Source organism: Chryseobacterium sp. GP-SGM7 (assembly GCF_049166575.1).
GTDB lineage: Bacteria > Bacteroidota > Bacteroidia > Flavobacteriales > Weeksellaceae > Chryseobacterium.
This window is the reverse complement of the sequence record NZ_JBMHFF010000003.1, coordinates 456518-480828: the sequence shown is the minus strand read 5'-3', so window position 1 is coordinate 480828 and position 24311 is coordinate 456518. Positions and strand designations below refer to the sequence as shown.

Genomic DNA, 24311 nt, shown 5'->3' with positions numbered 1-24311 from the left:
CTTCAAGTAATGAAAACATCAAAAACTTTTGTTTCTTTTGTGGTTGAAAAATGAGTTAAGTACAATATGGGCAACAAAATTCTTACTTTCGGTGAAGTAATCATGCGGCTTTCGCCTCCCGGAAACAAAACAATGAAGCAAAGCCACGAAATGGAATTCTTTTTCGGCGGAACTGAGCTTAACGTAGCTTCATCATTGGCAACAATGGGTTGCGATGTGACGCATATCAGTAATGTTTCTGATGATTTTGTAGGTGAATCTGCACTTTCTTTCATCAAAAGTTTTGGTATCAATATAAACTTTATCAATAAAAATGAGCATCCTTTAGGGTTATATTTCCTTGAAGTGGGTTCATCAGTTCGTGCAAGCAGAATCGCTTACAACAGACTGAACGGTTCATTTGCCAACATTAAACCGGAACAGATCGACTGGAAAAAAGCTTTGGAAGGTTGCCAATATTTCCACTGGACAGGCATTAGCCCAGGAATTTCAGAAGCAGCTTACGAATCATTGAAACAAGGTTTAATCACTGCTCGTGAACTCGGAGTTGAAATTACAACCGATCCGGCGTACCGTTCCAACCTTTGGAAATATGGCAAAAATGGAAATGAAGTTTTAAAGGAATTGGTTTCTCTATCAACGATTTTCATTGGTGGTGTGAATGAAATCAACGAAATTTTAGGAACTCAGTTTCAATCCAACAAAGAAGGTTTTCTGGAAGCTTGTGAGGAATTGAAAAAACAATGTCCGTCAATTCACAAAATTTTCGACAAAATAAGAATCGGAGTTACAGCAAGTTCTCAACAAACTCAGGGAAGAGCTTTGATCAACGGAAATTATTTTGAAACTAAATTTTTAGAAATAGACAACGTTGTCGACAGAATCGGAACTGGTGACGCTTTTGCCGCAGGTCTGATTTATGGTTTATTGAATTTCGACGACGAAAAAGCATTGAATTTTGCCAACGCAGCTTGTGCCATCAAACACACGATTTTAGGTGACATCAACTATTGCAGCGCAGAAGATATTCTCGAAGTAATGGCAGGAAATTCAGGCGGAAGAATCAAAAGGTAGTTGGCTTTTGGCGATTAGCTTTTGGCAAATGGCTTTGGAAATTCCCTGATTTCAAATTAAATAATACTAACCAAGTTTTTGGTCTTATATAAGCGAAGCGGCTTAGTGAACCTTAAAACAGTTAGTAGTTAAAAGACTCCGTGAACTCTGTGTTCCAAAAAAACACAGCACACAGAAGGATGGCTAAAACTCCATCAAAGATTATTTTTCAAACAGAATAATTTAAAAAAAATGACAAAAATTCAAACAGTTACGAACGCTATTATCAATCAGGGAGTTTTACCTCTGTATTATAATGCTGACGAAACGGTAACTTTAGATATATTGAGATCACTTTACAAAGCAGGAATCCGTGCGGTGGAATACACAAGCCGTGGTGAAGCAGCGTTGAGTAATTTCACAAAAATGGTAGAAATCCGTAATGCTGAAATGCCGGAAATGCTTTTAGGAATCGGCACCATCAAGAATTTGAAACAGGCTGAAGAATATTATAAAGTTGGGGCAGATTTCTTTATCAGTCCGGGTTTTGTGGCGGAAGTTGCTGCATTTTTAATTACAAAAGATGTATTATACAGTCCGGGTTGCATGACGCCGACTGAAATTATCAACGCCGAAGCAGGTGGAGTAACTTTCATTAAATTATTCCCTGGAAATGCTTTAGGTGCAGGATTTATGAGTGCCATCAAAGATGTGTTCCCGAATCTTAAATTTATGCCGACAGGTGGAGTTGATACCACTAAAGAAAGCATCGAAAGCTGGTTTAAAGCGGGAGTTTCTGCGGTAGGTATGGGTAGCAAACTGGTGAGTAAAGAATTAATGCTTGCGAAAGATTATTCGACGATTGAAATTGAAACTAAAAAAGTTTTGGATATTATCCAAGCTTTAAAATAATTAATGTTAGAGTAAAGTAATTTTTTTGTGGTCTTGGCTGAGTGAAATCGAAGATTCGACGTAGTCAAACGCCTTTACGAACTTAAAAATATACATCAGGTTTTAAAGAGAAACCTTTGCGGACTTTGCGTTTAAAACAAAACATTATTAATAAATTAAAACTAAATTCTAAAAAATGATGAGTTCAGTTAAAGCTCTAAAACCAACTCAATACAGGTGGACGATTTGTTTACTTTTATTTCTTGCCACTACGATTAATTATTTAGACCGTCAGGTTTTATCATTAACGTGGAAAGATTTTATCGCTCCGGAATTTCACTGGAACAATAATGATTACGGAAATATCACCGCCTTATTCTCAATTTTCTACGCTGTAGGAATGTTATTCGCAGGAAAATTCGTAGACTTCATGGATACCAAAAAAGGTTTCCTTTGGGCAATCGGAGTTTGGTCTATTGGTGCCGTATTACACGCATTCTGTGGAATCGCAACTTCAGGAATCCTTACAGGAGAATGGATGGCTGGTTTTCACGGATCTAAAGAATTAATCGGAACGTTTTCAAATACTTCAGCGATTATCAGTACAAGTGTAACGCTGTTTGTTTTTGCACGTTTCGTACTGGCAATCGGTGAAGCAGGAAATTTTCCGGCAGCGATTAAAACGACGGCAGAATATTTTCCTAAAAAAGACAGAGCATTTTCTACCAGTATCTGGAATGCAGGAGCGACGGTTGGAGCTTTAGCAGCACCTATCACAATTCCTTTTATTGCAAAATCAATGGGTTGGGAATGGGCATTTATTATTATTGGTGCGTTAGGATTTATCTGGATGGGACTTTGGGTTTTCGTTTACAAAAAACCTCATTTAAACAAGAAAGTTAATGAACATGAATTAACATATATCAACCAGGATCAGGACGATCTTCCGAATGAAGATGCTTCAGTTCCGGAAAAAGTATTTACGTTCAGAGAATGTTTCAGCTACAGACAGACATGGGCTTTTGCCTTCGGAAAATTCATGACAGACGGCGTTTGGTGGTTCTTTTTATTCTGGACTCCGGCATATTTAAGTTCAGTTTACGGAATGGATTCCACACAAAGTGCATTGCCATTATTCGTATTGTACATGATTACTTTGCTTTCGATTATTGGGGGATGGCTTCCAAAATATTTTGTGGAAAAGAAAGGAATGAACGCTTATTCTGGTAGAATGAAAGCGATGTTGATCTTCGCATTTTTTCCATTATTGGCACTTTTAGCACAACCTCTTGGTTCAGCAACATACTGGTTTCCGATTTTAATTATCGGTATTGCAGGAGCAGCACATCAGGCTTGGTCAGCAAATATTTTCTCGACAGTAGGCGATATGTTCCCTAAAAAAGCCATAGCAACCATCACAGGAATTGGTGGAATGGCAGGTGGAATCGGTTCATTTATCATTAACAAATCTTCGGGAGTTCTTTTCGATCATGCTCACAAAGCCTGGTCAACCGTTGACGGAGTTCCTTTACTGGAAAAATATCCTCAGTATATCAACGAAAGATTACCAGATGATTTTTTCAAGCAACTGGAAAAATCAGGAGCAATCGTCGTAGACGGAATCGATAAAGGTTATATGATCATTTTCTCAATCTGCGCCGTAGCCTACTTAATCGCTTGGGCAGTAATGAAAACATTGGTTCCTAAATATAAAGTAATCAGTAAATAGAAATTCTAAACCTTCAAGGTTTCAAAAACCTTGAAGGTTTGAAATAGCAAAAGCGCTCTTCGCTGAGTGAAACGCCTTTGCGAACAAAAAATATACAGCATTTTGTCCAAAAAAACTTTGCGGACTTTGCGTTAAAAATCATCCAATAATAAGATGGAAAATCAGACAAAACAAAAATTAAACCGCCAGAACAGCGGATTAGATACAAAACGTCCAATTAAAATCGTACAGTTCGGTGGCGGAAATTTCATGCGTGGATTCACAGATTATGTGATCGACAAAATGAATAAAGAAGCAGGATTCAATGCAGGAATTGTGAACTTACAGGCGACGCCAAACGGTTCAATCCAAAAAATGGAAGATCAGGATAATTTATACACTCTTTTCAACAGAGGAATTAAAAAAGGTGAAATTATCGATCAGAAGCAGATTATTTCTGCGATTCAGAAGTCGGTCAATCCTTATGCGAATTATGATGAATTCTTAGCTTTGGCAAAAGAAGAAGAATTAGAATTTATTTTTTCAAATACAACCGAAACAGGAATTGCATACGACGAGAGCGAAACTTCTTACGAAGGTCCGCACAAAAATTTCCCCGCGAAAGTAGCGGTTTTATTGTATGAAAGATTTAAGCATTTTAATGGAGCTTCAGATAAAGGGTTAAGAATTATTCCTTGTGAATTGATTGAGGACAACGCCTTTGCTTTAAGAAATATCATCCTGAAATATGCCCAACTTTGGAATTTAGAAGAAGCATTTGTGCAATGGATTAACCAAAGCAACTATTTTCATAACACATTGGTAGACAGGATTGTTCCGGGTTATCCGAAAGACGATGCAGAATCGTATGAAGACCAGTTGGATTATGAAGATCAGAACATGGTGGTTTCAGAAACATTTTTGTTGTTTGTGATTCAGGATGCCGGAAATTTAAATGAAAGAATTCCTTTCAGTAAAATCAACGAACAGATTTTGATGGTTGATGATATTCAGCCGTACCGTTTGAGAAAAGTAAGAATTCTGAATGGTGGCCATACTTTGATGTTGGCTCCGGCAATTTTATCAGGAAAAGAATTGGTAAAAGAAGCAATTGATGACCAGTTTATCGGTAACTTTTTAAGCGAAACTATTTTTAACGAAGTCAATCAGACTTTAGGTTTAGACGAAACTGAACTGAAAGATTTTGCGGAAGAAGTTTTCGACCGTTTCAGAAATCCTTTTATCAAACATCATTTGGCGAGTATTGCTTTATATTTTGTTTCTAAATTTAAAGTGCGAGTAATCCCAAGTCTGTTGACATATGTGGAAAGAAATAATAAACTTCCTTTGAACTTAACCTTCTCTTTAGCAAGTTTAATCAGATTCTACCAGGGAAGTTATGGCGAAAAAACACTTCCGTTGAATGACGAAGCACCAATTATCGCTAAATTCAAAGAAATCTGGACAAACGAAGATTATGAAAAAGTGGCTGAGCTAGCTCTTTCCGAAAAATCTTTTTGGGATACAGATCTCACTCAACTTGAAGGTTTGAAAGCAGCAGTAGTAAAAGCATTGTACGAAATCGATCACAATGACATGGAAACTGCCTACAAAAATTTTATTCAATTTTATTCTTAAAACATCATGCAAAAGAAAGTACTGAAAGTAAATCCTAAAGACAACGTTATCGTAGCGCTGTTGGATTTGCCTGCCGGAGAATCGGTGCATCTAGACGGTACAAATTACACGGTTGTAAAAGATATTAAGGCGAAACATAAATTTGCCGCTGTGGATTTTGAAGACGGTGATCATATCATCATGTATGGCGTAATCGTTGGAAAAGCCAACCAATCCATCAAAAAAGGAGAGGTGATTACGACTGAAAACGTAAAACATCAAAGTGCAAAAGTAGAGGGCAAAACTGAAACTTTAGGTTGGAATCCACCGAATGTTGATAAATGGAAAGACCGCACGTTCAACGGATATCACCGTGAAGACGGACAGGTGGGAACGGAAAACGTTTGGCTGTTCTTCCCATTGGTATTTTGCGAAAACAAAAATATCGAGACATTAAAAGATATTTTTGAAAAAGAATTACTGCACGATAAAGCCAGCAAACATCAGTTATTATTGCGCTCATTATTAAATGGAGGAGCGACTGATGTTGTTGAAGAAGAAAAAGAAGAAGATGCTAGAGTATTTAAAAATATTGATGTAAGATTCATCACGCACCAAGGTGGTTGTGGAGGAATTCGTCAGGATGCCGAAGCATTGGGAAGACTGTTCGCAGGATATGTGAACAATCCGAATGTTGCAGGTGCTACAGTTTTAAGTTTAGGCTGTCAGAATCTTCAGGTGCAGATTTTTATGGATGCATTGCACGCTTTGGCTCCAAATAACAAAAAACCGATTGTCGTTTATGAACAGCAAAAATCGGGTACCATCGATGAAATGCTGACCGGCGTAATTAAAGATTCTTACGAAGGAATTAAACAGGCCAACAATATCGAAAGAAAGCCTGCACCTATCACAAAACTGAATATTGGTTTGGAATGTGGTGGTTCAGACGGTTTCTCAGGGATTTCTGCAAATCCTGTTTTGGGTGAAGTTTCCGATATTATGGCAGCAGTTGGCGGTACAACCATGCTTGCCGAATTCCCGGAATTGTGTGGCGTAGAGCAGGAGTTAGTGAACCGTTGCATTAATGATGAAGACGGTGTGAAGTTCCTGAAGCTGATGAAAGATTTTGAAGCTTCTGTTGTGGCGGCAGGATCAGGTTTTGATATGAATCCGTCTCCCGGAAATATCAAAGACGGTTTAATCACCGATGCCATGAAATCTGCAGGAGCAGCCAAAAAAGGCGGAGCAGCCCCGATTGTAGAAGTTCTAGACTTTACAGAATACGCAACAAAACCCGGACTGAATCTTTTGTGTACTCCCGGAAATGATGCCGAATGTACCACAGCTTTAGTGGGTTCAGGTGCAACCGTAGTTCTTTTCACAACAGGTCTTGGAACTCCGATGGGAAATCCTATTGCTCCTGTAGTAAAGATTTCTTCGAACACCGTTTTAGCAGAAAAAATGTCTGATATTATCGATTTTAATGCAGGAACAGTAATCAGCGGAGACAAAACAATTCCCGAAGCAGCAGACGAATTATTAGAATACATCATCAAAGTAGCAAGCGGCGATGTAAAAACCAAAGCCGATCTACTCAATCAGAATGATTTCATTCCATGGAGACGAGGTGTCTCTCTGTAATGGTTAATTATATTAAATATTAGGGTTGAAAATGCTTCTTGCTTTGTGTGGGGAGCATTTTCTTTTTTGGGTGATAACGCGTTTGTTGATAGCGCGGATTTTCAATCCGTGCTTATTTCATATTTACAATATATAAGTATGATATTTAAAGCATATAGTCACGGATTGCAAATCCGCGACATCTGGTTATCTTTTGTGTACACCAGGAAATGATGCCGAATGTACAACCGCTTTGGTGGGTTCAGGCGCAACAGTAGTTCTTTTCACAACAGGTCTTGGAACGCCGATGGGAAATCCGATTTCTCCGGTAGTGAAGATTTCTTCAAACACGGTTTTAGCAGAAAAAATGTCTGATATTATCGATTTTAATGCAGGAACAGTAATCAGCGGAGACAAAACCATTCCCGAAGCAGCAGACGAATTATTAGAATACATCATCAAAGTAGCAAGCGGCGATGTAAAAACCAAAGCCGATCTACTCAATCAGAATGATTTCATTCCATGGAGACGAGGGGTCTCTCTGTAATGATTAATTATATTAAATATTAGGGTTGAAAATGCTTCTTGCTTTGTGTGGGGAGCATTTTCTTTTTGTTACTTTTGCTGAAAGCTAGTATAAAAATTATGGGCTTATTTGAAATATTGTATTTTAATGAATAGTGTCTTAATCCGCATATTGAAGATTATAATTATCTATTCAATTTGACGACACCCGCATAGGTAGCAACACCGATGTCGCGGATTTGCAATCCGTGACGACAACACACCACAAATCACCCCATAAAAACCACAAAAACATCTAAAGGATTATCTAATTCCGCATAATTGCGTGCGCTACTGAAGTAATAATGTTCAGGTTCTGTCACGATTTTCTGTTTCACAGGATTTTGATGAATGTAATTTATTTTTTCTTTAATCCATTTGTTAGAAAAAACTTCCTCGGCATGATAGCCATCCTGCCAGACTTTGAATTTTTGTTCACGAGATAAATGTTCACAGGATTTTTTAAAATAATCCAACATCCATTCTTTTCTGCTTTCAGGTTCAGATTGTATGGTTTCAATAATTTTTTTTGAAGTAAATTTTTTAAAGTCACGCATGATTTCAGATAACGTATATTTTCCATCTGCTCTGCAGAAAATATGCAGGTGGTTTGACATTAAACAGTATGCAAAAATGGAAAGACCTTTTTGTGCCTGACAATATTTTAAAGATTCTATAATTACCATTTTTTGTGATAATCTGGTAAATACATCAACCCATCCTACAGTAGTGATTGTGATAAAGTAAGCCTGATCAATATCTAAAGCTTTGTATTTTGTAGACATTTGTGTTTTTGTTTAAATGTACAAAATATTTTTCTTTTAGAATCGATAGTGCGGATTTGTAATCCGTGCTTAGGATATCGTATATTGTAGAAAGTCACGGATTGCAAATCCGCGACATCGTTCTCGTACCCATTGCAATTAATAAAAGCGATCACAAGCGAGACACTTGTTCCAGCAAAAGCCATTCTCTCCACGTTCCCAACCCAAAACTTGCCGTTCCCAACCCCTCCCGATACGTAAAACATACATCGGGATACGTCCTACAAAAGTTCCGACACATTCTTCAAAGGTTACGATACGTACCCAACCTATCCCGACACGTTCCTCAAAAATCCATCGGGGTGGTTGATACCTCCGACGGGGTAATATGACCCTTGCTACAGGTCACGCAACCTATCCCGACAAATAAAAGATAAGTCAGGATCGATAAACGACCGCTCCGGACTTTCCGAAAACGTGTCTGAAGCGGGACATGATAACGGGCGACTATTAAACAACGCGTCCGGATGATTAAATAAGCTCTCCGAACCTTCATTAAACGTATCGGGAACAATAAACAATGCCTCCCAATCATTAAAGAACCTGTCATTAGGTTGTGATGATCACGTAAGAGCATAAAAATACCCCTCCGTAACATGGGAGGGGTAATCTGTGTCGTACTGTTTTACTTTTTCTCTTCGGGTGGAGCGGTGGAAGTTGAATTTTTTACAAAGAACTGTTTCAGGTCTTTGTATTTGTCTTCAAATCCCGGTGCCGAAGTTCCCGCTTTGTAAGTGGTGTACGAATAATCCACGAGCGCCGACTGATAATTGTCGTAATCATGCAGGGTTTTAGAATTATTTAGTCTGGTGATAAGGCTTTCCAGTCTGCTGATCATCCCTTCGAGCGTATTCCGTGAGCTGTGATCTTTGTTGAATTCATCCCAGTCGACTTCGGGAGAACTCAAGTTGGGCTGACTGTTGTTGTAATCGTAAACTTTGTTCACAAAGAGTTTGTTTTGCTCGTTGATGCTTCCGTACCGTCTGCGGTCTTCGGGCGAAAGGTTGAAAGTGATTTCAGCAAGAGCTATTTCCAGTGCCGCAATGGCATCTTGTGCTGCAGTGATCTTTGCACTGCTCAAATGGGTGGAGTTCAAATTTGTTAATCCCATCATTTTTGATTTTAAAGGTTAATATATATGAGTATTAAAATCGTGTGTTTTTATTTAATGAAAACTAAGGTAGAAAAAATTTTAATACCACAGGAAGTTTTTTTTAGGATAGATTACAAGTATAAAGTGTTAGATCTTTTAGATGTCATCCTGGTGTAGTGTCACAGATTGCAAATCTGCAAATTCAGTTCGTTATCCTTTTTTTTCGACAAATAGTACCGATCACTGTGATTTATTATTATCGTAAAGCATAAAGTTTGTCATTGACTTTTTCGAATCTGCGATTTCCTAAGAATCTAAACGGTATAATTGTGTTGTTGAGATTCCTCTGGGATGACAAACAGAATGGAAGAATTTAATATTGAAATATCATTGAACATAATAAATTAAAAACAAAAGGGCTGAAGCGAAAATTTCAGCCCTGCATCTAAAAATCTGGGATTTATCAGGCATATATTTTATCCTGTTACCTTCAGGTTCTGAATTTTTCCATTAGCAATTTTAAAGTGGAATTTTAAAACAAGCGGACTTCCCGGGAATGTTCCTGCGATTTTCGCTGATAAAATATCTTCTTTTTCATCGTAAGCTAACGGCTCCATCGTGGCTTTGTTATCTGTATTGGATTTGTCTATCCACTTTTCTATTTCTGCTTTTCCAGTATGGGTTTTGCCTTCATCAAATACTTGCGCATCTTCAGCGAAACAGTTGGCATAGGCAGCACTGTCAAATTCATTTTGAGTCTTTACTAATTCTTCAATTACTTTAGGTAAGTTCATAATATTATATTTTTAAGGTTAATTAAATGGTTGGGACTGTTCCTCCGTCGATCACATATTCTGTTCCTGTTAAGTAGCTTGCTCTTGGTGATACAAGAAATCCTACAAACTCTGCGACTTCTCTCGGTTCGGCAGGTCTGCCAAAAGGGATTCCGCCAAGTGCATCCATTATGCGCTGTTGTGCCTCTTCCACGGTACTGTTGGCGTTTCTTGCAATTTCGCCCAGCCATGCTTCTGATGCTGATGTATTGATCCAACCCGGTGAAACAGCCAAAACACGAACACCCTTTGGAGTCACTTCATTCGAAAGACTTTTACTATAATTTCTCAATGCTGCTTTTGCAGCTGCGTACGGCAAAGTAGAATCGTACAAAGGAAGCATACCCTGAATAGAGGCAATATGGATGATAACACCACTTTTTCTTTCGATCATTTGAGGTAAAAATCCTCTGTCTAATCTTACAGGAGCAAGTAGATTAGCTCTTAATGTAGATTCCCAGTCATCATCTGTGAGAGCATTAAATCCACCTGCAGGAGTTGTAGAAGAACCTAGATTATTGATCAGAATATCGAGCCTTCCATATTTTGACATCACCTCATTGATTATTTTCTCTGTTCCTTCTGCGGTGCTTAAATCAGCGGCAATAAAATGCAGATTGCTGTTTTCTTTTTCAGGTTCATTTCTTGCAGAAATATCACTGTTGCACCGGCTTGCAGCAGCCTTTCTGTAATGGCTTTTCCTGCTCCCTTTGTCCCTCCTGTTACCAATGCAATCTTACCCGATAACTCATTGTTGAAATTAAATTGTTCCATTTTTAAATTTGTTTATAGGGCAAAATTGGGGTATAAAAGCAGTTTGTACAAGTACGGAATTACGATTCAGATAGAGATAAATTATTCCCCTATTGTACAAATCGGAACATACGTTTAATTTTGCTTTATGTATGAGAGAAAAATAATCCCGAACTTAAATTGCGGTCTTGATCTGATCGGCGAAGTGCTTTATGGCAAATGGAAAATACGTCTGCTCTGGTTTATTGATCAGGGACATCAGCGACCGAGTGAACTGCAGCGCAAAATCCCCGATGCTACAAGGAGGGTTTTGAATATCCAGTTGAAAGAACTGGAAGATCATGAACTGATTACCAAAAAAATCTATCCAGTCGTACCACCAAAAGTGGAGTACAGTCTTACAGATTTGGGTAAAAGTGTTATTCCCATTATTCTGCAGCTTGGAATTTGGGGTGATGAGAACGAAACGCATTTGCGTACCGTTATTTTAAAACGTCTGAATGCGGAAAGTGAATCGCTTCGTATGGAAGAATAATTGTCTCCATAAAACCACCCCGTCAAAAAATATAAAATTTTTTGCCACCCCTCCAAAGGAGGGGAATGAACACATTTAGGCTTTATGTGAAAGTTGTTTTCAGGTGAGAAAGCAGATTGTTACAGATCACAAAATTCCCCTCCTCTGGAGGGGTGGATTCGACCGAAGGGAGAAGACGGGGTGGTTACATCATGTAATTTGAAACCACATTACTTCCTCTTCGAAGACTTTCTGATACAAATCTGCGGAGTCAAAACTACTTTCTTCTCAATAGAGACACCCGAAGAATTATCTTTAATTCGGTCTAAAAAAACCTGTCCTGCCATATTACCCATGATAACAGGAGTTTGATCGATTGAGCTCATCGGAAGTTCCATAAATTGAGTGAACGGTTCGTTTGAGAAACCGATTACGGCGACTTCCTGAGGGATTTTTATTTTACGTTTTTTAAGTTCCTGACAAGCTCCCAATGCTGCAAAATCACTGGCAGAAAATATTGCATCCGGAATAGATTTGCTTTCCCACAAAGTCTTGATGGCCTCAATTCCGGAGTCAATCGAACTTCCCGTGGAGATAATATTCTCTTCTTTTACCTGAAATTGATGATCAATTAGAGCTTGTTTATAACCATTAAGACGGTTCTGGTAAATCTCGAGATTGAGATCTCCTGAAAAATGACAGATGTTTTTGTAACCTTCAGAAATCAAATGTTCAGTCGCCATATATCCACCCCGATAATCATCCACCGTTACCGTACTTATTCCCGGAATATCTTTTTTTCTGTCGAAAAATATGATCGGAGTATTGGATGTATCTAAAATATGCTGAATATGTTCCGTATCGATTGTCGTTCGGGAAACCGACATGAAAATTCCGTCAACCTGTGCATTTAATAAAGTATTAAGATGCTTTTTTTCGATATTTACGTCTTCATGACTTTGACAGATAATAACGTGATAGCCGTGTGGAGAAAGCTCTTCCTCAATCCCGCGAATAACGGAGGAAAAGAAATTGGTATTAACAAAAGGTACAATGATTCCTACGTTTTTGGTTTCTCCGCTTTTTAGCGCTTTGGCAAGATTATTTTGCTTATAGTTCATTTCCTTTGCGGTTTTTACTACAAGTTCTTTGGTAGCCTGGCTGATTCTCGGGTGATTGTTTAATGCTCTGGAAACGGTTGCCACACTTACGTTCAGCTTCCTTGAAATATCATAAATAGTAGCATTTTTCTTTGTCATAGATAATCTGGAATAATGTTAAATTTTCCTTCGATCAATCCCTCTCAGGATAGCTGTAAATGTAATCAAATTAAATATGATCGACATACTGTGAACAGCAAATTTATGCTTTTATTAACAGGGTTTAGAAATAATTAGGATACGACTCTGTGTCATTTATTAAATGGTTCACAGATTCACAGATTTACATAAATGGAAAATTATTATTCATAATTCATCCGAATTGTTATTTTTGTATTTTAAAACACAAATTAATATAATGCATAGTCTTTTACCTTTTCTATTAGCAATGATTGCAGTAATCGTTCTGTTGAATATATTTGCTGCTAAACTGAAAATTGCTTACCCGATCTTATTGGTTACCGGTGGTTTAGCGATAAGTTTCATACCGGGATTACCCGTTATCAAAATTGATCCGGATCTAATATTCTTTATTTTCCTTCCGCCATTACTGTTTGAAGCAGCGTGGTCTATATCGTTCAAGGAAATGAAGAAATGGTGGCGAATCATCGGAAGCTTTGCTTTTCTGGTTGTGTTTTTTACGGCTTTGTCTGTTGCGTTAGTAACTAATTATTACATTCCGGGATTTTCGATTGCTTTAGGATTTTTGCTTGGCGGAATTGTTTCTCCACCGGATGCTGTCAGTACCGGAGCGATTACAAAATTTGTAACCATACCAAAATCTACAGCCACAATTTTAGAAGGTGAAAGTCTGTTAAATGATGCATCATCGTTGATTATTTTCCGTTTTGCTTTGGTAGCTGTCGGTACAGGTCAGTTTGCTTGGCAAGATGCTACAATGAGCTTTTTTTGGATGGTTATTGGCGGTGCTCTGATTGGGTTGCTTGTGGGTTGGCTGTTTGTAAAAGCACACAAAATTCTTCCCACCGATGCGCCTTCTGATATTGCACTGACTATTATTGAACCTTATCTGATGTACTGGATCGCAGAACAGCTTCACAGTTCTGGTGTATTGGCAGTTGTAGCGGGTGGACTTTATATGTCTGCAAGAAGATTGAAATTTTTGAACAGTACAAGCAGAATTCACGCTTACAGTGTTTGGGAAAGCTTGATATTTATTTTAAACGGAATCGTATTTTTAATTATAGGATTAGAACTTCCTGAAATTGTGGATGGGCTGAAAGAAAATCAAATTCCTCTTCAAACAGCAATCGGTTATGGTGTGTTGGTGACGGCAATTCTGATTTCGGCAAGAATGATAAGTTCGTACATTGCATTAATCTTTACAATGATTTTCCGTCCGGGCGTACAGCCTCATGCATCCTCCCGTAGACGTCGATGGATGATGCCTCTTTTGCTGGGATGGACAGGAATGCGTGGAGTGGTTTCCCTTGCCGCAGCATTGGCAATACCGGTTACACTGAGTAATGGTGAAGCTTTTCCACATCGTAATTTAATTCTGTTTATCACTTTTGTGGTAATACTCCTTACACTTTTAGTACAGGGACTTACGTTACCCTACATAATAAAAAGAACAGGTTTTTTTGATGGAATTTATAATGAAGATAATGAAGCTTTAACCAAACAAAAGATTAAAAAAGATCTCAAAAAACATATCCATGAATTTTTAAAATCAAAGTACGAAAATGAGCTGGAAAAGCACTCCGGCCTTGAAGTCTTTCTAAAACAATGGGAAGAGCGTGCAAAAGCCGGAGATGACAGTTGGATGAACGACAGAACTAAAATTATTTTTATAGAAATGCTCGAAGTTCAACGTGAATATCTTTCAGAACTTAATAAAGATCCCGAAATAAATGAAGAAATTATCCGTCAGCAATTACTTCAGATCGATCTTGAAGAAGAACGTTTGAAGATGATTTAAATGCTTTTCCATGCTGCTTCCAATGCCAATTCGATCATTGGTTTCAAAGCTCTCTCCCTTTGATCAGCAGAAATATTTTCGTGTGTCGGAATAATATCAGAAACCGTAAGAATCGTCGCTGCATTTTTCCCTAAATGTTTCGCATTGGCAAACAATCCGAAAGCTTCCATTTCTACAGCCGGACAATGATGTTTTATTGCAATAGCCGGAATTGCGGGATCTTTTCTGTAAAAAATATCACTACTGTGAATATTGGTAGATTGTGATTTTAAAGATAATTCTTCAGCAGTTTCGTTTATAGTATCAAAAATATTTCCCTGATGAGAAATTATATCATCTTCAATTTCCCAGGCAAATCTTGCATAGGTACTTTCACTTGCCGCATTTTCAACATTTAAAATATCAAAAACTTTAAGATCAGTTGTATAAGCTCCACAAGTTCCGATTCTGATGATGGTGTCAACTTCATATTCTGTGTACAGCTCAAAAGAATAAATTCCGATGCTCGGAAAACCCATTCCGCTTGCTCCCACTGTGATTTCTTTTCCTTTATAAGTTCCTGTGTAGTACAGAATACCTCTCGTCTGGCTCACCAGTTTTGGATTTTCAAGAAAATTTTCAGCGATATATTTTGCACGAAGCGGATCGCCCGGTTGCAGTACGACTTTAGCTATTTCTCCTTTTTTGGCACTGATATGTACACTCATAATTTTATTTTCAATGGTGCAAAGATAACAAATATGTGAAAAATGAATGACACGTGAATTTTTTTTGAAGCTATTTCCCGCTTTCCGTTACAATCTTTTTTTTTAAAAAAGGATTTTCACTCAATCGGGGCTAATAATGTTGTTTGTAATATAAAAAGAAGTGACTTTACTCTATTCATAAATTCTAATTAACTTACAACGCAAAATTGACATTTCACTAAAAATATTGTTATTTTTGTTACATGTTGGAAAATAAATCTCCCTTCTTAGACACTTTGTTTCGGCTACGAAAAGATGAGTGTATTACCATTTTTGCTGATATCAAAAAAATTTCCCCAAAAGAGGAACAGGAAGCGGCAGATTATTTTGAAACTGAATTCGAAAAAGAAAGATTAGAATTTTTGTCGGATCACATTCTGTTTGACAAAGAAGCGGCGGTTTGGGCAGCGAAAATTTTGTATCACAGTGTGCAGCTTTATCTCATTCGTGAAAATACAGAAAAAGATCTTTCGAAGTTAATTCCTGAATTTAAAGGTCAGTTTACGCTTTCATCAAAATTATCTGCTGATTTATCGCTGAGGTTTTTACCGCAAATTATTATTTCCCTGAAAAATGTAGATTCTGAAGACCCATTGATTGTATTGCTCGAAAACATTCTGAAACAATTTCACTATTCAGGAATTGAAATCGAGCTCCATTTAGAAAATCTAAATTGGGAAGAAGAATTAAAAGATAAAACGTACAGAAAACTGTATCTCGAAAGAATTGTAGAGAATAAAGTGTATCGACTTGCAGAAATTCCTTACATCAATCAATTGTTAACGGCAGAATTCGGATGGTACAAAGATACTTTCTGGAAAGAATTGAAAAAAAATAAAGAATGAATAAACTTAGCGGTCTTTGCTGAGCGAAACGCCTTTGCGAACTAAAAATATGCAGATCAATATTAAAAAAACCTTGCGGACTTTGCGTTAAAAAACTAGTATAAAAAATTGAACAAATGACTCAAAATATTGAAAAATTAAATACCGTTCTCGATTATGTAAAAGCTACTTTTGTTGGGAAAAATGATGTGGTAGATTTGTTGGGAATCTGCTTACTGGCAAGAGAAAATGCCTTTTTGTATGGACCTCCGGGAACTGCAAAATCTGCTTTAGTTAGAACATTGGCAAAAACAGTGAAAGATGGAAAAAACTTTGAATATTTGTTGACCCGTTTTACGGAACCGAACGAAATTTTCGGTCCGTTTGATATCAGAAAATTAAAGGAAGGCGAGCTTTTCACTAATACAGACGGAATGATGCCGGAAGCTTCCTTGGTTTTTCTGGATGAAATCTTCAATGCCAATTCTGCCATTCTGAACTCCCTTTTGATGGCGCTGAACGAAAAGATTTTCAAAAGAGGAAAAGAAACAAAAAATCTTCCTGCATTAATGTTCGTAGGAGCAAGTAATGTGCTTCCCGAAGACGAGGCGTTAAATGCATTGTTCGATCGTTTTTTGGTCAGAATAAATGTTGATTATGTCCATCCTGATCTTCTTCAGCAGGTTCTTTTGGCGGGAAGAAAGTTAGAAAATACCACAGATAATGAAATTCCTGAAATTCTTGCTCACGAAATCAAAGAACTTCAGACATTATGTAGAACGGTAGATTTAAAGCCAATTTATGAGGTTTATCTGAATACGATCATCAGTCTTCGAAATACTGGAATTACAATCTCGGATCGTCGTGCGGTTAAAATGCAAAATCTTATCGCTGCAAGTGCATTAATTTGTGGAAGAAATGAAGCAATTTTATCAGATTTATGGGTGTTAAAACATATTTGGGACACCGAAGAGCAGATTGAGATTTTAGAAGGAATTATTAATCGGACAATCGAGAAAGACGAAAACCCGAAATCTCATCCGCAAGCTTTACACAATAAAACTCCGAATCCCGAAGAAGTGATGAAAGATGTGAAAATATTAATCGATCAATGGGAAAACGGAAATCTGAGCTTTGAAGAACAGAATGTCATTAAAGATAAATTAAGATACCTTCAAACCCGTTGTGACTGGATTACCAATGCAGAACAGAAACAGTTTATTAAAAAAGAAATTGAAATCTTATGGCAGAAGATTCTTCAGAGTATTTAAAAGAATTCTGGGCTGAAATTCCCCGTAAAGATGAATATTCTTTGGGATCAATCCGTGACTGGAAAAATATTCAGATTTGCGCAGATGATGAGGTGATCTGGATGAAAGGTTTTACCGCAGAACAATCTGTTTCCTCTGAATTGAAGCAGCTTCCAAACTTTATTTTGTATGAATTGAAAAACGGACTTTTATTCAGAAGAAATGCATTGGTTCCAAGTAAAAAAGTAAGAACCGGATTGCTCTGGACACCAATTGATAAAGCTTTGAAACTGAATTTTCCGCCTACAAATCATAATTTTTTCGGAATTGATGAAAAAATTGCTGTTCATCTCAAAGAAGGAAAAAATGAATTTTCAGCCGTTGCACTGTTGTGTTTGATTGATGAAATAAAGGATAAAATTGCTGAAATTCCGAAATTTAAACTAGAAAAACTGGAGTGGCTTATTGTAGATGATAAAGCTTTATTTCTGGGAACTCCATTATTGGGCTTTCCGGGAAAAACATTCTGGATGAAAGATGGTCATCTTTTACCAAGCGGATTTGATTTTGAATTTAAAAATCTGAGTTTACTGTTGCAGAAAAAATATAATAAAAATTCAGACCACTTGTTATTGTGGAATGAAAACGGAAGCTATCTTTCCATCAAAAAAGATGATTTACGGAAATTCTCTGTAAGTTCTTTCCGTTTGACTCAAAAAGCAAGAGAATGGATGTAGTACGTTATTTTCAATCCTATGAAAATTATTTTTGGGAATGGATCACAGATAAAGATGTTCGTGATCCTTCAGGATATCTTGAAAATAATCTTGCTTCTGTTCCGAATGTGGGTGCAATTGCTTACAGACCTTATATTTTAGAAGTTTTAAAAGAACTTCAGCCACAAGGTTTTCCGTCTTTCGGAGCTTTTTTGCTGACAATATATGCTACACAGGACGGTTATCTGAATCTGGACGGAATATTTTTTTTCCTAAGGAAATACAGAATAGAAGAAACGAGTGATTTTAATTTAGATATAAAAAATGCATGTCAGTTATTGGAAAACCTAAGTAAAATCGGGAATTCCATGAAGAGAGGACAAAACAGAATCAATCTCTTCCAGACGGTTTTTAAAGATACTGTTCATCTGATTTCTCCGGAAGAATCGGAATATATTCTCAACAGTTATTACAGAAGTCCCCAGAAAATTGGAGATGCTGCTGAAAAGCTTATTCTTTCTGATGAGGTTATAGAAAAGGATATTGAAACATTATCATTTATTCATCAAAAATTTCCGACAACAGAATCTATTGTCAAAGCTATACAGGGTTTAACAGACGAACCGGAAATTAAAAAAGAAGTAGGCGGGGAAAACGCAATCGAATCTGAAAAAGATTTTATTCAGGAATTAATTGAAGAACCAAAAACATTTCAGGTAGGAAGTTTAATTAAAAGAATCTGGAGCGGACTGAAAATCCCGATGAAGCATCTTTCTCCCGGAGAACAGCCAATTGGCGGTGTTTCTGATATTACCAATAAAGGCGATCTTCACCGAATGCTTTTGTCTGAATATGCCCATGACGATGAGGTTTTTATGAACCGTGTTGCGAATAATGAGGCACTTTATATTCAAAGAGAAATTCCGCCCGAAGAAAATGTTTTTGAAAGAATTATTCTTATTGACACTTCGCTTAAAAACTGGGGAACGCCGAAAGTTTTGGCGTTTGCTTCTGCTCTTGCGATAATTAAGCATCCTAAAGCGCATTCGGAGTGTAAAGTATATGCATTGGGAAAATCCAGCATTTCGATGACATTAGATCATGTTGAAGAAGTGATTGAAAACCTTAATCTGGTAAGCGGAACACTCGATGTTTCCGAAACTTTGGATTTATTTTTCAAAAAAGAACGTACAGAAAAAGATATTGAAGTTTTTTTTATCACCAATCATGAGAATTTAATGAATGAAAACCTGCAAAGAGTCATTCACGAAAACAGAAACCGGCTTAAGTTTTTAGTAACAACATCTTCAGACGGCGAACTTAATTTTTATAAACATCATTTAGGAGCGAGAAAACATATTCAGAAGATTGTACTTCCTCTGAAAGAACTTTGGGCAGATCCTCCACGCAAAAAAAGCAAAAGATCAGTCAGCCAAAATAGTAAAGGTGAAAAAACAGACGTTCCGCTTAATTATCCGTTACTTTTCCCGATTCCGCAGCAGCAGATTGCAAAGTTTTTGTATGAAGGAGAATTTTTTATTCTGAGCAGTAAAAAACAATTGTTGAGAACCTATCTTTCGAATAATTATTATGACAAAAACTACTATGAACTCTACAAAATTCTTCGTGGCTGCGAGGTTTTGTTTGAGGCTGTTTCGGTAAAAGACAGAGGAGTTTTTGCTTTGGCTAAAAGCAAACAACAACAATTTATTTTATGTCAGTATCAACAGGATAAAAACCTTCTTTCAAAACTTAATATTGAAACCAAGGAATATTCCGAGCTTAATTTATCGGGTTTCGATATTCCTTTAAATATGGAACTGGTGTATTTCGACAGGTATTTTTATTTGCATCAGAAAAATTCACAAACCATTTTTAAAATTAATCTTGAAGGTGAAGTTTCTCTTGACCCTGTGAAAAATGATTCTGAAATTGATAAAAATCTAGAAAAAGTAAAAATCGAACTTGAAAAACTGAATCATAACATTCATAAATTTACCAGCAATTTTACGTTGATTGGGATTAATGAAAACAATAATTTAGTAGTCTCAAAAAATGAATTGAAATTTTGGGGAAGTTCGATAAGTCAGTATAAAAATCATTCTCCGATTGTAAGGGTTGCTCACCAGAATAAAAATAAATTTACTTTCTCGGATGGAAGCGAAATTATTGCAGATTCCCGGGGAATGCTAACTTTCATTAGTATTAATGCCAATATTCCTGAGTTTTATTTGCCAAGTACAACGCATACAGCAATGGCCATAGCTTCAGAAACAGAATTTGGAGGGTACGAATATTATCTGCCCGATAATACATTGCTGAAAGTAAAAACTATTGCAGATATGTATCAGGATTATTTACAACCATTTATAGATCAGATATTGGAATATGGAGCTGAAGATTAAACCTTTTCCGAAAAATAACTATCCCAAAAGAGGAGTTCTCATCAACAGCGCTTCACCTTTGGTGTGGCTTCGTGAAATAGAATCGTTGGGAATTGACCTTAATATGGTGCAATCTTTTGCAATACCTTCTTTGAAACCCAATATTTTGTACGGATGCTTCATTGTTTTTGGTGGTCATGCTCCGAATGAAATTGGGAAAAATTCGTATTTTCAATGTTTTGATAATAAATTATTTATTCCTGAAAATACAGATTTTTATCCTAAAATAAATTCAGAAGACTGGAAACATATTGATGCAAAATATATTATCATGCATCCCGATTTCGGTTTGGTGAAATTAAATGAAACCATCGACTGGGTTTCTATTTTGGAAGAATCTCTGGAATCTGAATCTCAGCTTAAAAAACCTTCAAACGGAGTTTTCATTCCACAAAAAATACGAAGCTTTAAAGTGGATATGGATGATGACGAATTGTTGGAACAGCTTTTAAAACCTATTACAGATGAAGAATGGATGAAAAATCTGCCATTCGATCTTGAAAAAGTAAGAGCAGGAAACCATGATGAAATTTTAAAATATATAGAATATATCACTAAATATCCTGAACGAGCGGTTTATTTAGGAATTCCACTGGATATTCACGATGCTTTGAGAGGTGGTTTTGGGGATTTTGATTTTGGGATGTTTGGCAATTTTTTTGGAAATAATGAAAATAATTCTAAAGAAAATCAGTCCGCCGGAAAAATATCTGGCCTGCAAAAAATATTTGTAGCCCTTTTTGCGTTGGTTGTCATTATTCTTTTCGCTATTAATTTTGATAAGAAAAAAGAAGAGCAGAAGGAAGTTTTAAATGATGATATATTTACCGAAAGTCATTTTAACAACAAACCTTATCCGGAGATTGATGAAGGATTGGTTTTCGAATCGGGTCTTACAGAAATCGACAGAAAGATCGATTCGATGTTTGGAAACGAAAGACGGTGGCTGATTAATGATTACAGACAAAGTATGAACACCAAGGAAGGAAGATCGACAATGTTATGGAAAATCGAAGAATATAGAGCAAAGGAAAGACAGGCAAGAGAAATATTTAAACAGGAATATCTCAAAAAAATCGAAAGTGTCGTTAATCTGAAGACCAAGACATTTTACAGAAAAATATTAGATTCTATACAAAAAGATCCCTTAAATAAAATGTCTGTGAAATCCAAAGTACTTCTTGCAGACGATATTCTGGAAATGAGAAAAATTGTAATCACTGATTCTTTGGCAAGAATTTACGGCACTTCTCATGAAATTGATCCTAAAATTGTATTCAATAATAATGGCGGAAAAGAAGCATTTAATATCAATAAAGAAGGTGATGGAAAAAAAGAAATTACCTTGTCGGAAATTGTCTGGCTTTTTCTTGCACTTGTTGCACTTATAGGAGTATATTTTTATTTTATAAGAAAAAAGCCATTGTATATGGGCGGAAATCATGTTTCAGACGGAATAAAAATATTTCTCATTGCTTTACTGGGAGTCGCTTTGCTGTATATTTTCTATCCCCTTATTAACACTTTTGGGTATAATTGGCTGGTCTGCTTATTGATTGTGGGTGTCGTTGTTTTGCTTTACCGTTTGTTTGATGAAGAAGTTGATATTTTAAAACCAAGAAAGAAATGAAAAAGCAAAAGTTTTTAGAAAAGTTTTTGGTCGCTTTTTTTATTCTTGTGATTTTTAAGGTGATTGCCATTTTTGCACAGATGTCTCAGACAGAGATGGTAAATGTTACAGAAACGGTTTTTAAGTTTATATTTTTTGCTGCCATTGCTGTTGTGGCTATCGTCTTTTTGCAGAATCAGGAAAAAGATCCTCAAGCAAAAACAAAAAATATATACAGTGGAGGTGGTGGAGCGGCAATAGATACGTCACTTTTTGATAAATTAAAAAATATCTATGAAGATATTGCCAGAAAACACATCGAAGACAACGAATATAAAAAAGCCGCCATTGTCTACATGAATCTTCTGAAAGATAATTACCGTGCTGCGGCAACTCTTGAAGAAGGAGGTTTTTATAATGAAGCAGCCATCGTATTTTTACGAAAAGTTCAAAGTAAAGTCGATGCTGCCAATTGTTATGTAAAAGCAAAGCAGTATGATAAAGCCATTACTTTATACAAAGAACTTCAGCAAAAAGAGAAAGTGGGAGATTTATATAAAGAAATTAATGATATCGAAAATGCATTTATTTTTTATAAAATGGTGGTTGATGATTACATACAGAGTCATCAAATAGTAAAAGGCTCTTTAATCTACCGAAATAAAATGGGTAAACCGAGCGAAGCTCAGGAAACTCTTTTACAGGGCTGGAAAGAAAATAAAGAAGCATTAAACTGTCTTAATAATTATTTTGCGAATATTCCTGAAATCGGTAAACTCGAAAATGAAATTAAAGATTTATACGGAAATATGCCACCCGAAAAAAAATTGATTTATCTGGAAGCGATGAAAACCGAATTTAAAAAAGATCAGCGATTGCAAAACTCAACACGAAATATTGCATACGATATCATTGCTGAAAATATCAGCGGCCGTTCTGAGATTGTTAATGATCTGAAACACTTCAATCCGAATGATGAGGTGATTTTAAAAGATATTTCAAGATACAAAACAGGGAGGAATAAAATGTTTAGAAATTGATGTATTTTTAAGCGCTTTGTTTCTCGCAGTGACAAAATTAAGAACTTTTAAGAAAAACATTTATCTTTGCGCCAATAAAATTATGACAATACAAAGAGCACATATCAGTTTGAATCTATGCGATCGCCCTGTAATAAAGGGATCGTTAGGACATGGATGGATGATATGGAATGAGGCGAAATGTGCTTGCTTTGAGAATTATTTACCGTAAACTCGTAAAAATTTAATCAAAATACTGCAGAAACGCCTCGACAATCGGGGCGTTTTTTGTGTTTTTAGGGCAGAAATTATTTAGAATGAAAAAAAATAACTATAAAAGTGAAAATTATTTAATAAATAATGAACAAATAATAAGAAAATAAAGAGTGATCAATAACCCGATGAGAGACAGTCATTTAGGTATTAAAAAGTATCTGCGAAGTATTGCGGACAGAAATTCTCTACTCTATATTTTAATTATAATTAATTGATTTTCAAATGATTAATTCAAAAATAAATTTGCTGGTTATAAAATTTCATCTTTACTTTGCAACCGAAAATTAAAAGCAACACGTTTTTAATCTTTTAAAAAAAACAATTTTAACATAACAAGAATATAATGAAACATTTACACAATATATCTAATCAGTATTCAAAACTAAACGGACAAGAGCCGATGGGATTTGTATGTATTCTTGATAATGAATTTGTGGATAAAAGGTGCTTATATAAATGGGTCTGCTAATGTAGCAACACATCTGAAAAATATAAAGCGCCTCCCGAAAAGAGGCGCTTTTTTTATGGTTTCTTTAGCTTATTTGGTAAAGCGTCGGTCTGTGGAACCGGAGAACAGGGTTCGATCCCCGGAGAAACCCAAAATGTGAATGGTGAATTTTGTTTAACAAGTGAATTTAAAAATTGACGAGCAAAGCGAATTGACAATTGATCATTTACAAATTAAAACCAATCTCATAGCTCAATCGGTTAGAGCATCGACCTGATACGTCGAAGGTTAAAGGTTCGATTCCTTTTGGGATTACAAAAATGTGAACGGTCATTAACGAATTTTACTTTGTAAGTGAATTTTAAAATTGACAAGCGAAGCAAATTAACAATTGATTATTCACA

At 36.3% G+C, this 24311-nt stretch carries 19 protein-coding genes, 2 tRNA genes and 1 pseudogene; 16 read left to right on the top strand and 6 right to left on the bottom strand.

All coding sequences use genetic code 11. The features are described 5' to 3' along the window. Positions 1 to 66 precede the first annotated feature (66 nt). The 6 genes and pseudogenes from ACOOWA_RS14640 to ACOOWA_RS14615 all read left to right on the top strand — a co-directional run. Entirely contained in the window at positions 67 to 1074 is a 1008-nt protein-coding gene (locus ACOOWA_RS14640) for a sugar kinase (protein WP_421376288.1), read from the top strand. A gap of 231 nt (positions 1075 to 1305) precedes the next feature. Then, entirely contained in the window at positions 1306 to 1965 is a 660-nt protein-coding gene (locus ACOOWA_RS14635) for a bifunctional 4-hydroxy-2-oxoglutarate aldolase/2-dehydro-3-deoxy-phosphogluconate aldolase (protein WP_421376286.1), read from the top strand. Between the two features lie 175 nt (positions 1966 to 2140). After that, the gene (locus tag ACOOWA_RS14630; RefSeq protein ID WP_421376285.1) at positions 2141 to 3673 is read left to right on the top strand and encodes an MFS transporter; all 1533 of its coding nucleotides are present in this window, start codon (positions 2141 to 2143) and stop codon (positions 3671 to 3673) included. 153 nt (positions 3674 to 3826) lie between these two features. Beyond that, entirely contained in the window at positions 3827 to 5290 is a 1464-nt protein-coding gene (locus ACOOWA_RS14625; protein WP_421376283.1) for a tagaturonate reductase, read from the top strand. Between the two features lie 6 nt (positions 5291 to 5296). Continuing rightward, on the top strand, positions 5297 to 6913 hold the full coding sequence (locus tag ACOOWA_RS14620; protein WP_421376281.1) for a UxaA family hydrolase: 1617 nt from the start codon (positions 5297 to 5299) through the stop codon (positions 6911 to 6913). A 190-nt stretch (positions 6914 to 7103) separates the two neighbouring features. After that, positions 7104 to 7439, top strand: a pseudogene (locus tag ACOOWA_RS14615) (altronate dehydratase); the annotation flags it as partial. Between the two features lie 247 nt (positions 7440 to 7686). On the opposite strand, the gene ACOOWA_RS14610 reads toward ACOOWA_RS14615, so the two are convergent. The 4 genes from ACOOWA_RS14610 to ACOOWA_RS14595 all read right to left on the bottom strand — a co-directional run bounded on the left by ACOOWA_RS14610 (position 7687) and on the right by ACOOWA_RS14595 (position 10936). After that, entirely contained in the window at positions 7687 to 8241 is a 555-nt protein-coding gene (locus ACOOWA_RS14610; RefSeq protein WP_421376280.1) for an REP-associated tyrosine transposase, read from the bottom strand. 664 nt (positions 8242 to 8905) lie between these two features. Then, positions 8906 to 9391: a hypothetical protein gene (locus ACOOWA_RS14605; protein ID WP_421376379.1), complete on the bottom strand. Its 486-nt coding sequence runs from the start codon at positions 9389 to 9391 to the stop codon at positions 8906 to 8908. A 458-nt stretch (positions 9392 to 9849) separates the two neighbouring features. Further along, positions 9850 to 10167 carry a nuclear transport factor 2 family protein gene (locus ACOOWA_RS14600; protein WP_421376278.1) on the bottom strand — a complete coding sequence of 106 codons (318 nt, stop codon included), beginning with the start codon at positions 10165 to 10167 and terminating at the stop codon, positions 9850 to 9852. A gap of 22 nt (positions 10168 to 10189) precedes the next feature. Then, entirely contained in the window at positions 10190 to 10936 is a 747-nt protein-coding gene (locus ACOOWA_RS14595; protein WP_421376377.1) for an SDR family oxidoreductase, read from the bottom strand. Between the two features lie 171 nt (positions 10937 to 11107). On the opposite strand from ACOOWA_RS14595, the gene ACOOWA_RS14590 reads away from it, so the two are divergent. Then, complete coding sequence (locus tag ACOOWA_RS14590; RefSeq protein WP_421376276.1) at positions 11108 to 11494, top strand: winged helix-turn-helix transcriptional regulator; 387 nt, start codon at positions 11108 to 11110, stop codon at positions 11492 to 11494. Between the two features lie 209 nt (positions 11495 to 11703). Here ACOOWA_RS14590 and ACOOWA_RS14585 read toward each other — a convergent pair whose 3' ends face one another. Beyond that, positions 11704 to 12732: a LacI family DNA-binding transcriptional regulator gene (locus tag ACOOWA_RS14585; RefSeq protein WP_421376274.1), complete on the bottom strand. Its 1029-nt coding sequence runs from the start codon at positions 12730 to 12732 to the stop codon at positions 11704 to 11706. Between the two features lie 259 nt (positions 12733 to 12991). Here ACOOWA_RS14585 and ACOOWA_RS14580 point away from each other — a divergent pair, with 259 nt between their 5' ends. After that, positions 12992 to 14575: a Na+/H+ antiporter gene (locus ACOOWA_RS14580; protein WP_421376273.1), complete on the top strand. Its 1584-nt coding sequence runs from the start codon at positions 12992 to 12994 to the stop codon at positions 14573 to 14575. On the opposite strand, the gene deoD is transcribed toward ACOOWA_RS14580, so the two are convergent. Next, positions 14572 to 15282, bottom strand: a complete 711-nt coding sequence (gene deoD / locus ACOOWA_RS14575) for a purine-nucleoside phosphorylase (protein WP_421376272.1) — start codon at positions 15280 to 15282, stop codon at positions 14572 to 14574. The genes ACOOWA_RS14580 and deoD overlap by 4 nt on opposite strands. A 242-nt stretch (positions 15283 to 15524) precedes the next feature. Between deoD and ACOOWA_RS14570 the strand changes: the two genes are divergently transcribed. From ACOOWA_RS14570 to ACOOWA_RS14535, 8 genes are all read left to right on the top strand, one after another. Beyond that, complete coding sequence (locus ACOOWA_RS14570; RefSeq protein ID WP_421376271.1) at positions 15525 to 16166, top strand: hypothetical protein; 642 nt, start codon at positions 15525 to 15527, stop codon at positions 16164 to 16166. Between the two features lie 116 nt (positions 16167 to 16282). Continuing rightward, a complete protein-coding gene (locus ACOOWA_RS14565) occupies positions 16283 to 17416 on the top strand; it encodes an AAA family ATPase (RefSeq protein ID WP_421376270.1) in 1134 nt (377 codons plus the stop codon). Further along, positions 17389 to 18132: a hypothetical protein gene (locus ACOOWA_RS14560; RefSeq protein WP_421376268.1), complete on the top strand. Its 744-nt coding sequence runs from the start codon at positions 17389 to 17391 to the stop codon at positions 18130 to 18132. Before ACOOWA_RS14565 ends, ACOOWA_RS14560 begins: the two co-directional genes overlap by 28 nt. Beyond that, positions 18123 to 20516, top strand: coding sequence for a hypothetical protein (locus ACOOWA_RS14555; RefSeq protein WP_421376266.1), 2394 nt, complete (start codon positions 18123 to 18125; stop codon positions 20514 to 20516). Before ACOOWA_RS14560 ends, ACOOWA_RS14555 begins: the two co-directional genes overlap by 10 nt. Further along, on the top strand, positions 20500 to 22185 hold the full coding sequence (locus ACOOWA_RS14550; protein WP_421376265.1) for an APC family permease: 1686 nt from the start codon (positions 20500 to 20502) through the stop codon (positions 22183 to 22185). The genes ACOOWA_RS14555 and ACOOWA_RS14550 overlap by 17 nt, the downstream gene beginning before the upstream one ends. Beyond that, complete coding sequence (locus ACOOWA_RS14545) at positions 22182 to 23204, top strand: tetratricopeptide repeat protein (RefSeq protein WP_421376264.1); 1023 nt, start codon at positions 22182 to 22184, stop codon at positions 23202 to 23204. Before ACOOWA_RS14550 ends, ACOOWA_RS14545 begins: the two co-directional genes overlap by 4 nt. 781 nt (positions 23205 to 23985) lie before the next feature. Beyond that, positions 23986 to 24058 (top strand) — tRNA-His (locus ACOOWA_RS14540). A gap of 90 nt (positions 24059 to 24148) precedes the next feature. Then, positions 24149 to 24222, top strand: a tRNA-Ile gene (locus ACOOWA_RS14535). The last annotated feature ends 89 nt before the right edge of the window (positions 24223 to 24311 follow it).

What these genes read in the sequence shown, in the direction of transcription:
- ACOOWA_RS14640 (WP_421376288.1), top strand. Translation starts at nt 67, where the DNA reads ATGGGCAACAAAATTCTTACTTTCGGTGAAGTAATCATGCGGCTTTCG.
- ACOOWA_RS14635 (WP_421376286.1), top strand. Translation starts at nt 1,306, where the DNA reads ATGACAAAAATTCAAACAGTTACGAACGCTATTATCAATCAGGGAGTT.
- ACOOWA_RS14630 (WP_421376285.1), top strand. Translation starts at nt 2,141, where the DNA reads ATGATGAGTTCAGTTAAAGCTCTAAAACCAACTCAATACAGGTGGACG.
- ACOOWA_RS14625 (WP_421376283.1), top strand. Translation starts at nt 3,827, where the DNA reads ATGGAAAATCAGACAAAACAAAAATTAAACCGCCAGAACAGCGGATTA.
- ACOOWA_RS14620 (WP_421376281.1), top strand. Translation starts at nt 5,297, where the DNA reads ATGCAAAAGAAAGTACTGAAAGTAAATCCTAAAGACAACGTTATCGTA.
- ACOOWA_RS14610 (WP_421376280.1), bottom strand. Translation starts at nt 8,241, where the DNA reads ATGTCTACAAAATACAAAGCTTTAGATATTGATCAGGCTTACTTTATC.
- ACOOWA_RS14605 (WP_421376379.1), bottom strand. Translation starts at nt 9,391, where the DNA reads ATGGGATTAACAAATTTGAACTCCACCCATTTGAGCAGTGCAAAGATC.
- ACOOWA_RS14600 (WP_421376278.1), bottom strand. Translation starts at nt 10,167, where the DNA reads ATGAACTTACCTAAAGTAATTGAAGAATTAGTAAAGACTCAAAATGAA.
- ACOOWA_RS14590 (WP_421376276.1), top strand. Translation starts at nt 11,108, where the DNA reads ATGTATGAGAGAAAAATAATCCCGAACTTAAATTGCGGTCTTGATCTG.
- ACOOWA_RS14585 (WP_421376274.1), bottom strand. Translation starts at nt 12,732, where the DNA reads ATGACAAAGAAAAATGCTACTATTTATGATATTTCAAGGAAGCTGAAC.
- ACOOWA_RS14580 (WP_421376273.1), top strand. Translation starts at nt 12,992, where the DNA reads ATGCATAGTCTTTTACCTTTTCTATTAGCAATGATTGCAGTAATCGTT.
- deoD (WP_421376272.1), bottom strand. Translation starts at nt 15,282, where the DNA reads ATGAGTGTACATATCAGTGCCAAAAAAGGAGAAATAGCTAAAGTCGTA.
- ACOOWA_RS14570 (WP_421376271.1), top strand. Translation starts at nt 15,525, where the DNA reads ATGTTGGAAAATAAATCTCCCTTCTTAGACACTTTGTTTCGGCTACGA.
- ACOOWA_RS14565 (WP_421376270.1), top strand. Translation starts at nt 16,283, where the DNA reads ATGACTCAAAATATTGAAAAATTAAATACCGTTCTCGATTATGTAAAA.
- ACOOWA_RS14560 (WP_421376268.1), top strand. Translation starts at nt 17,389, where the DNA reads ATGGCAGAAGATTCTTCAGAGTATTTAAAAGAATTCTGGGCTGAAATT.
- ACOOWA_RS14555 (WP_421376266.1), top strand. Translation starts at nt 18,123, where the DNA reads ATGGATGTAGTACGTTATTTTCAATCCTATGAAAATTATTTTTGGGAA.
- ACOOWA_RS14550 (WP_421376265.1), top strand. Translation starts at nt 20,500, where the DNA reads ATGGAGCTGAAGATTAAACCTTTTCCGAAAAATAACTATCCCAAAAGA.
- ACOOWA_RS14545 (WP_421376264.1), top strand. Translation starts at nt 22,182, where the DNA reads ATGAAAAAGCAAAAGTTTTTAGAAAAGTTTTTGGTCGCTTTTTTTATT.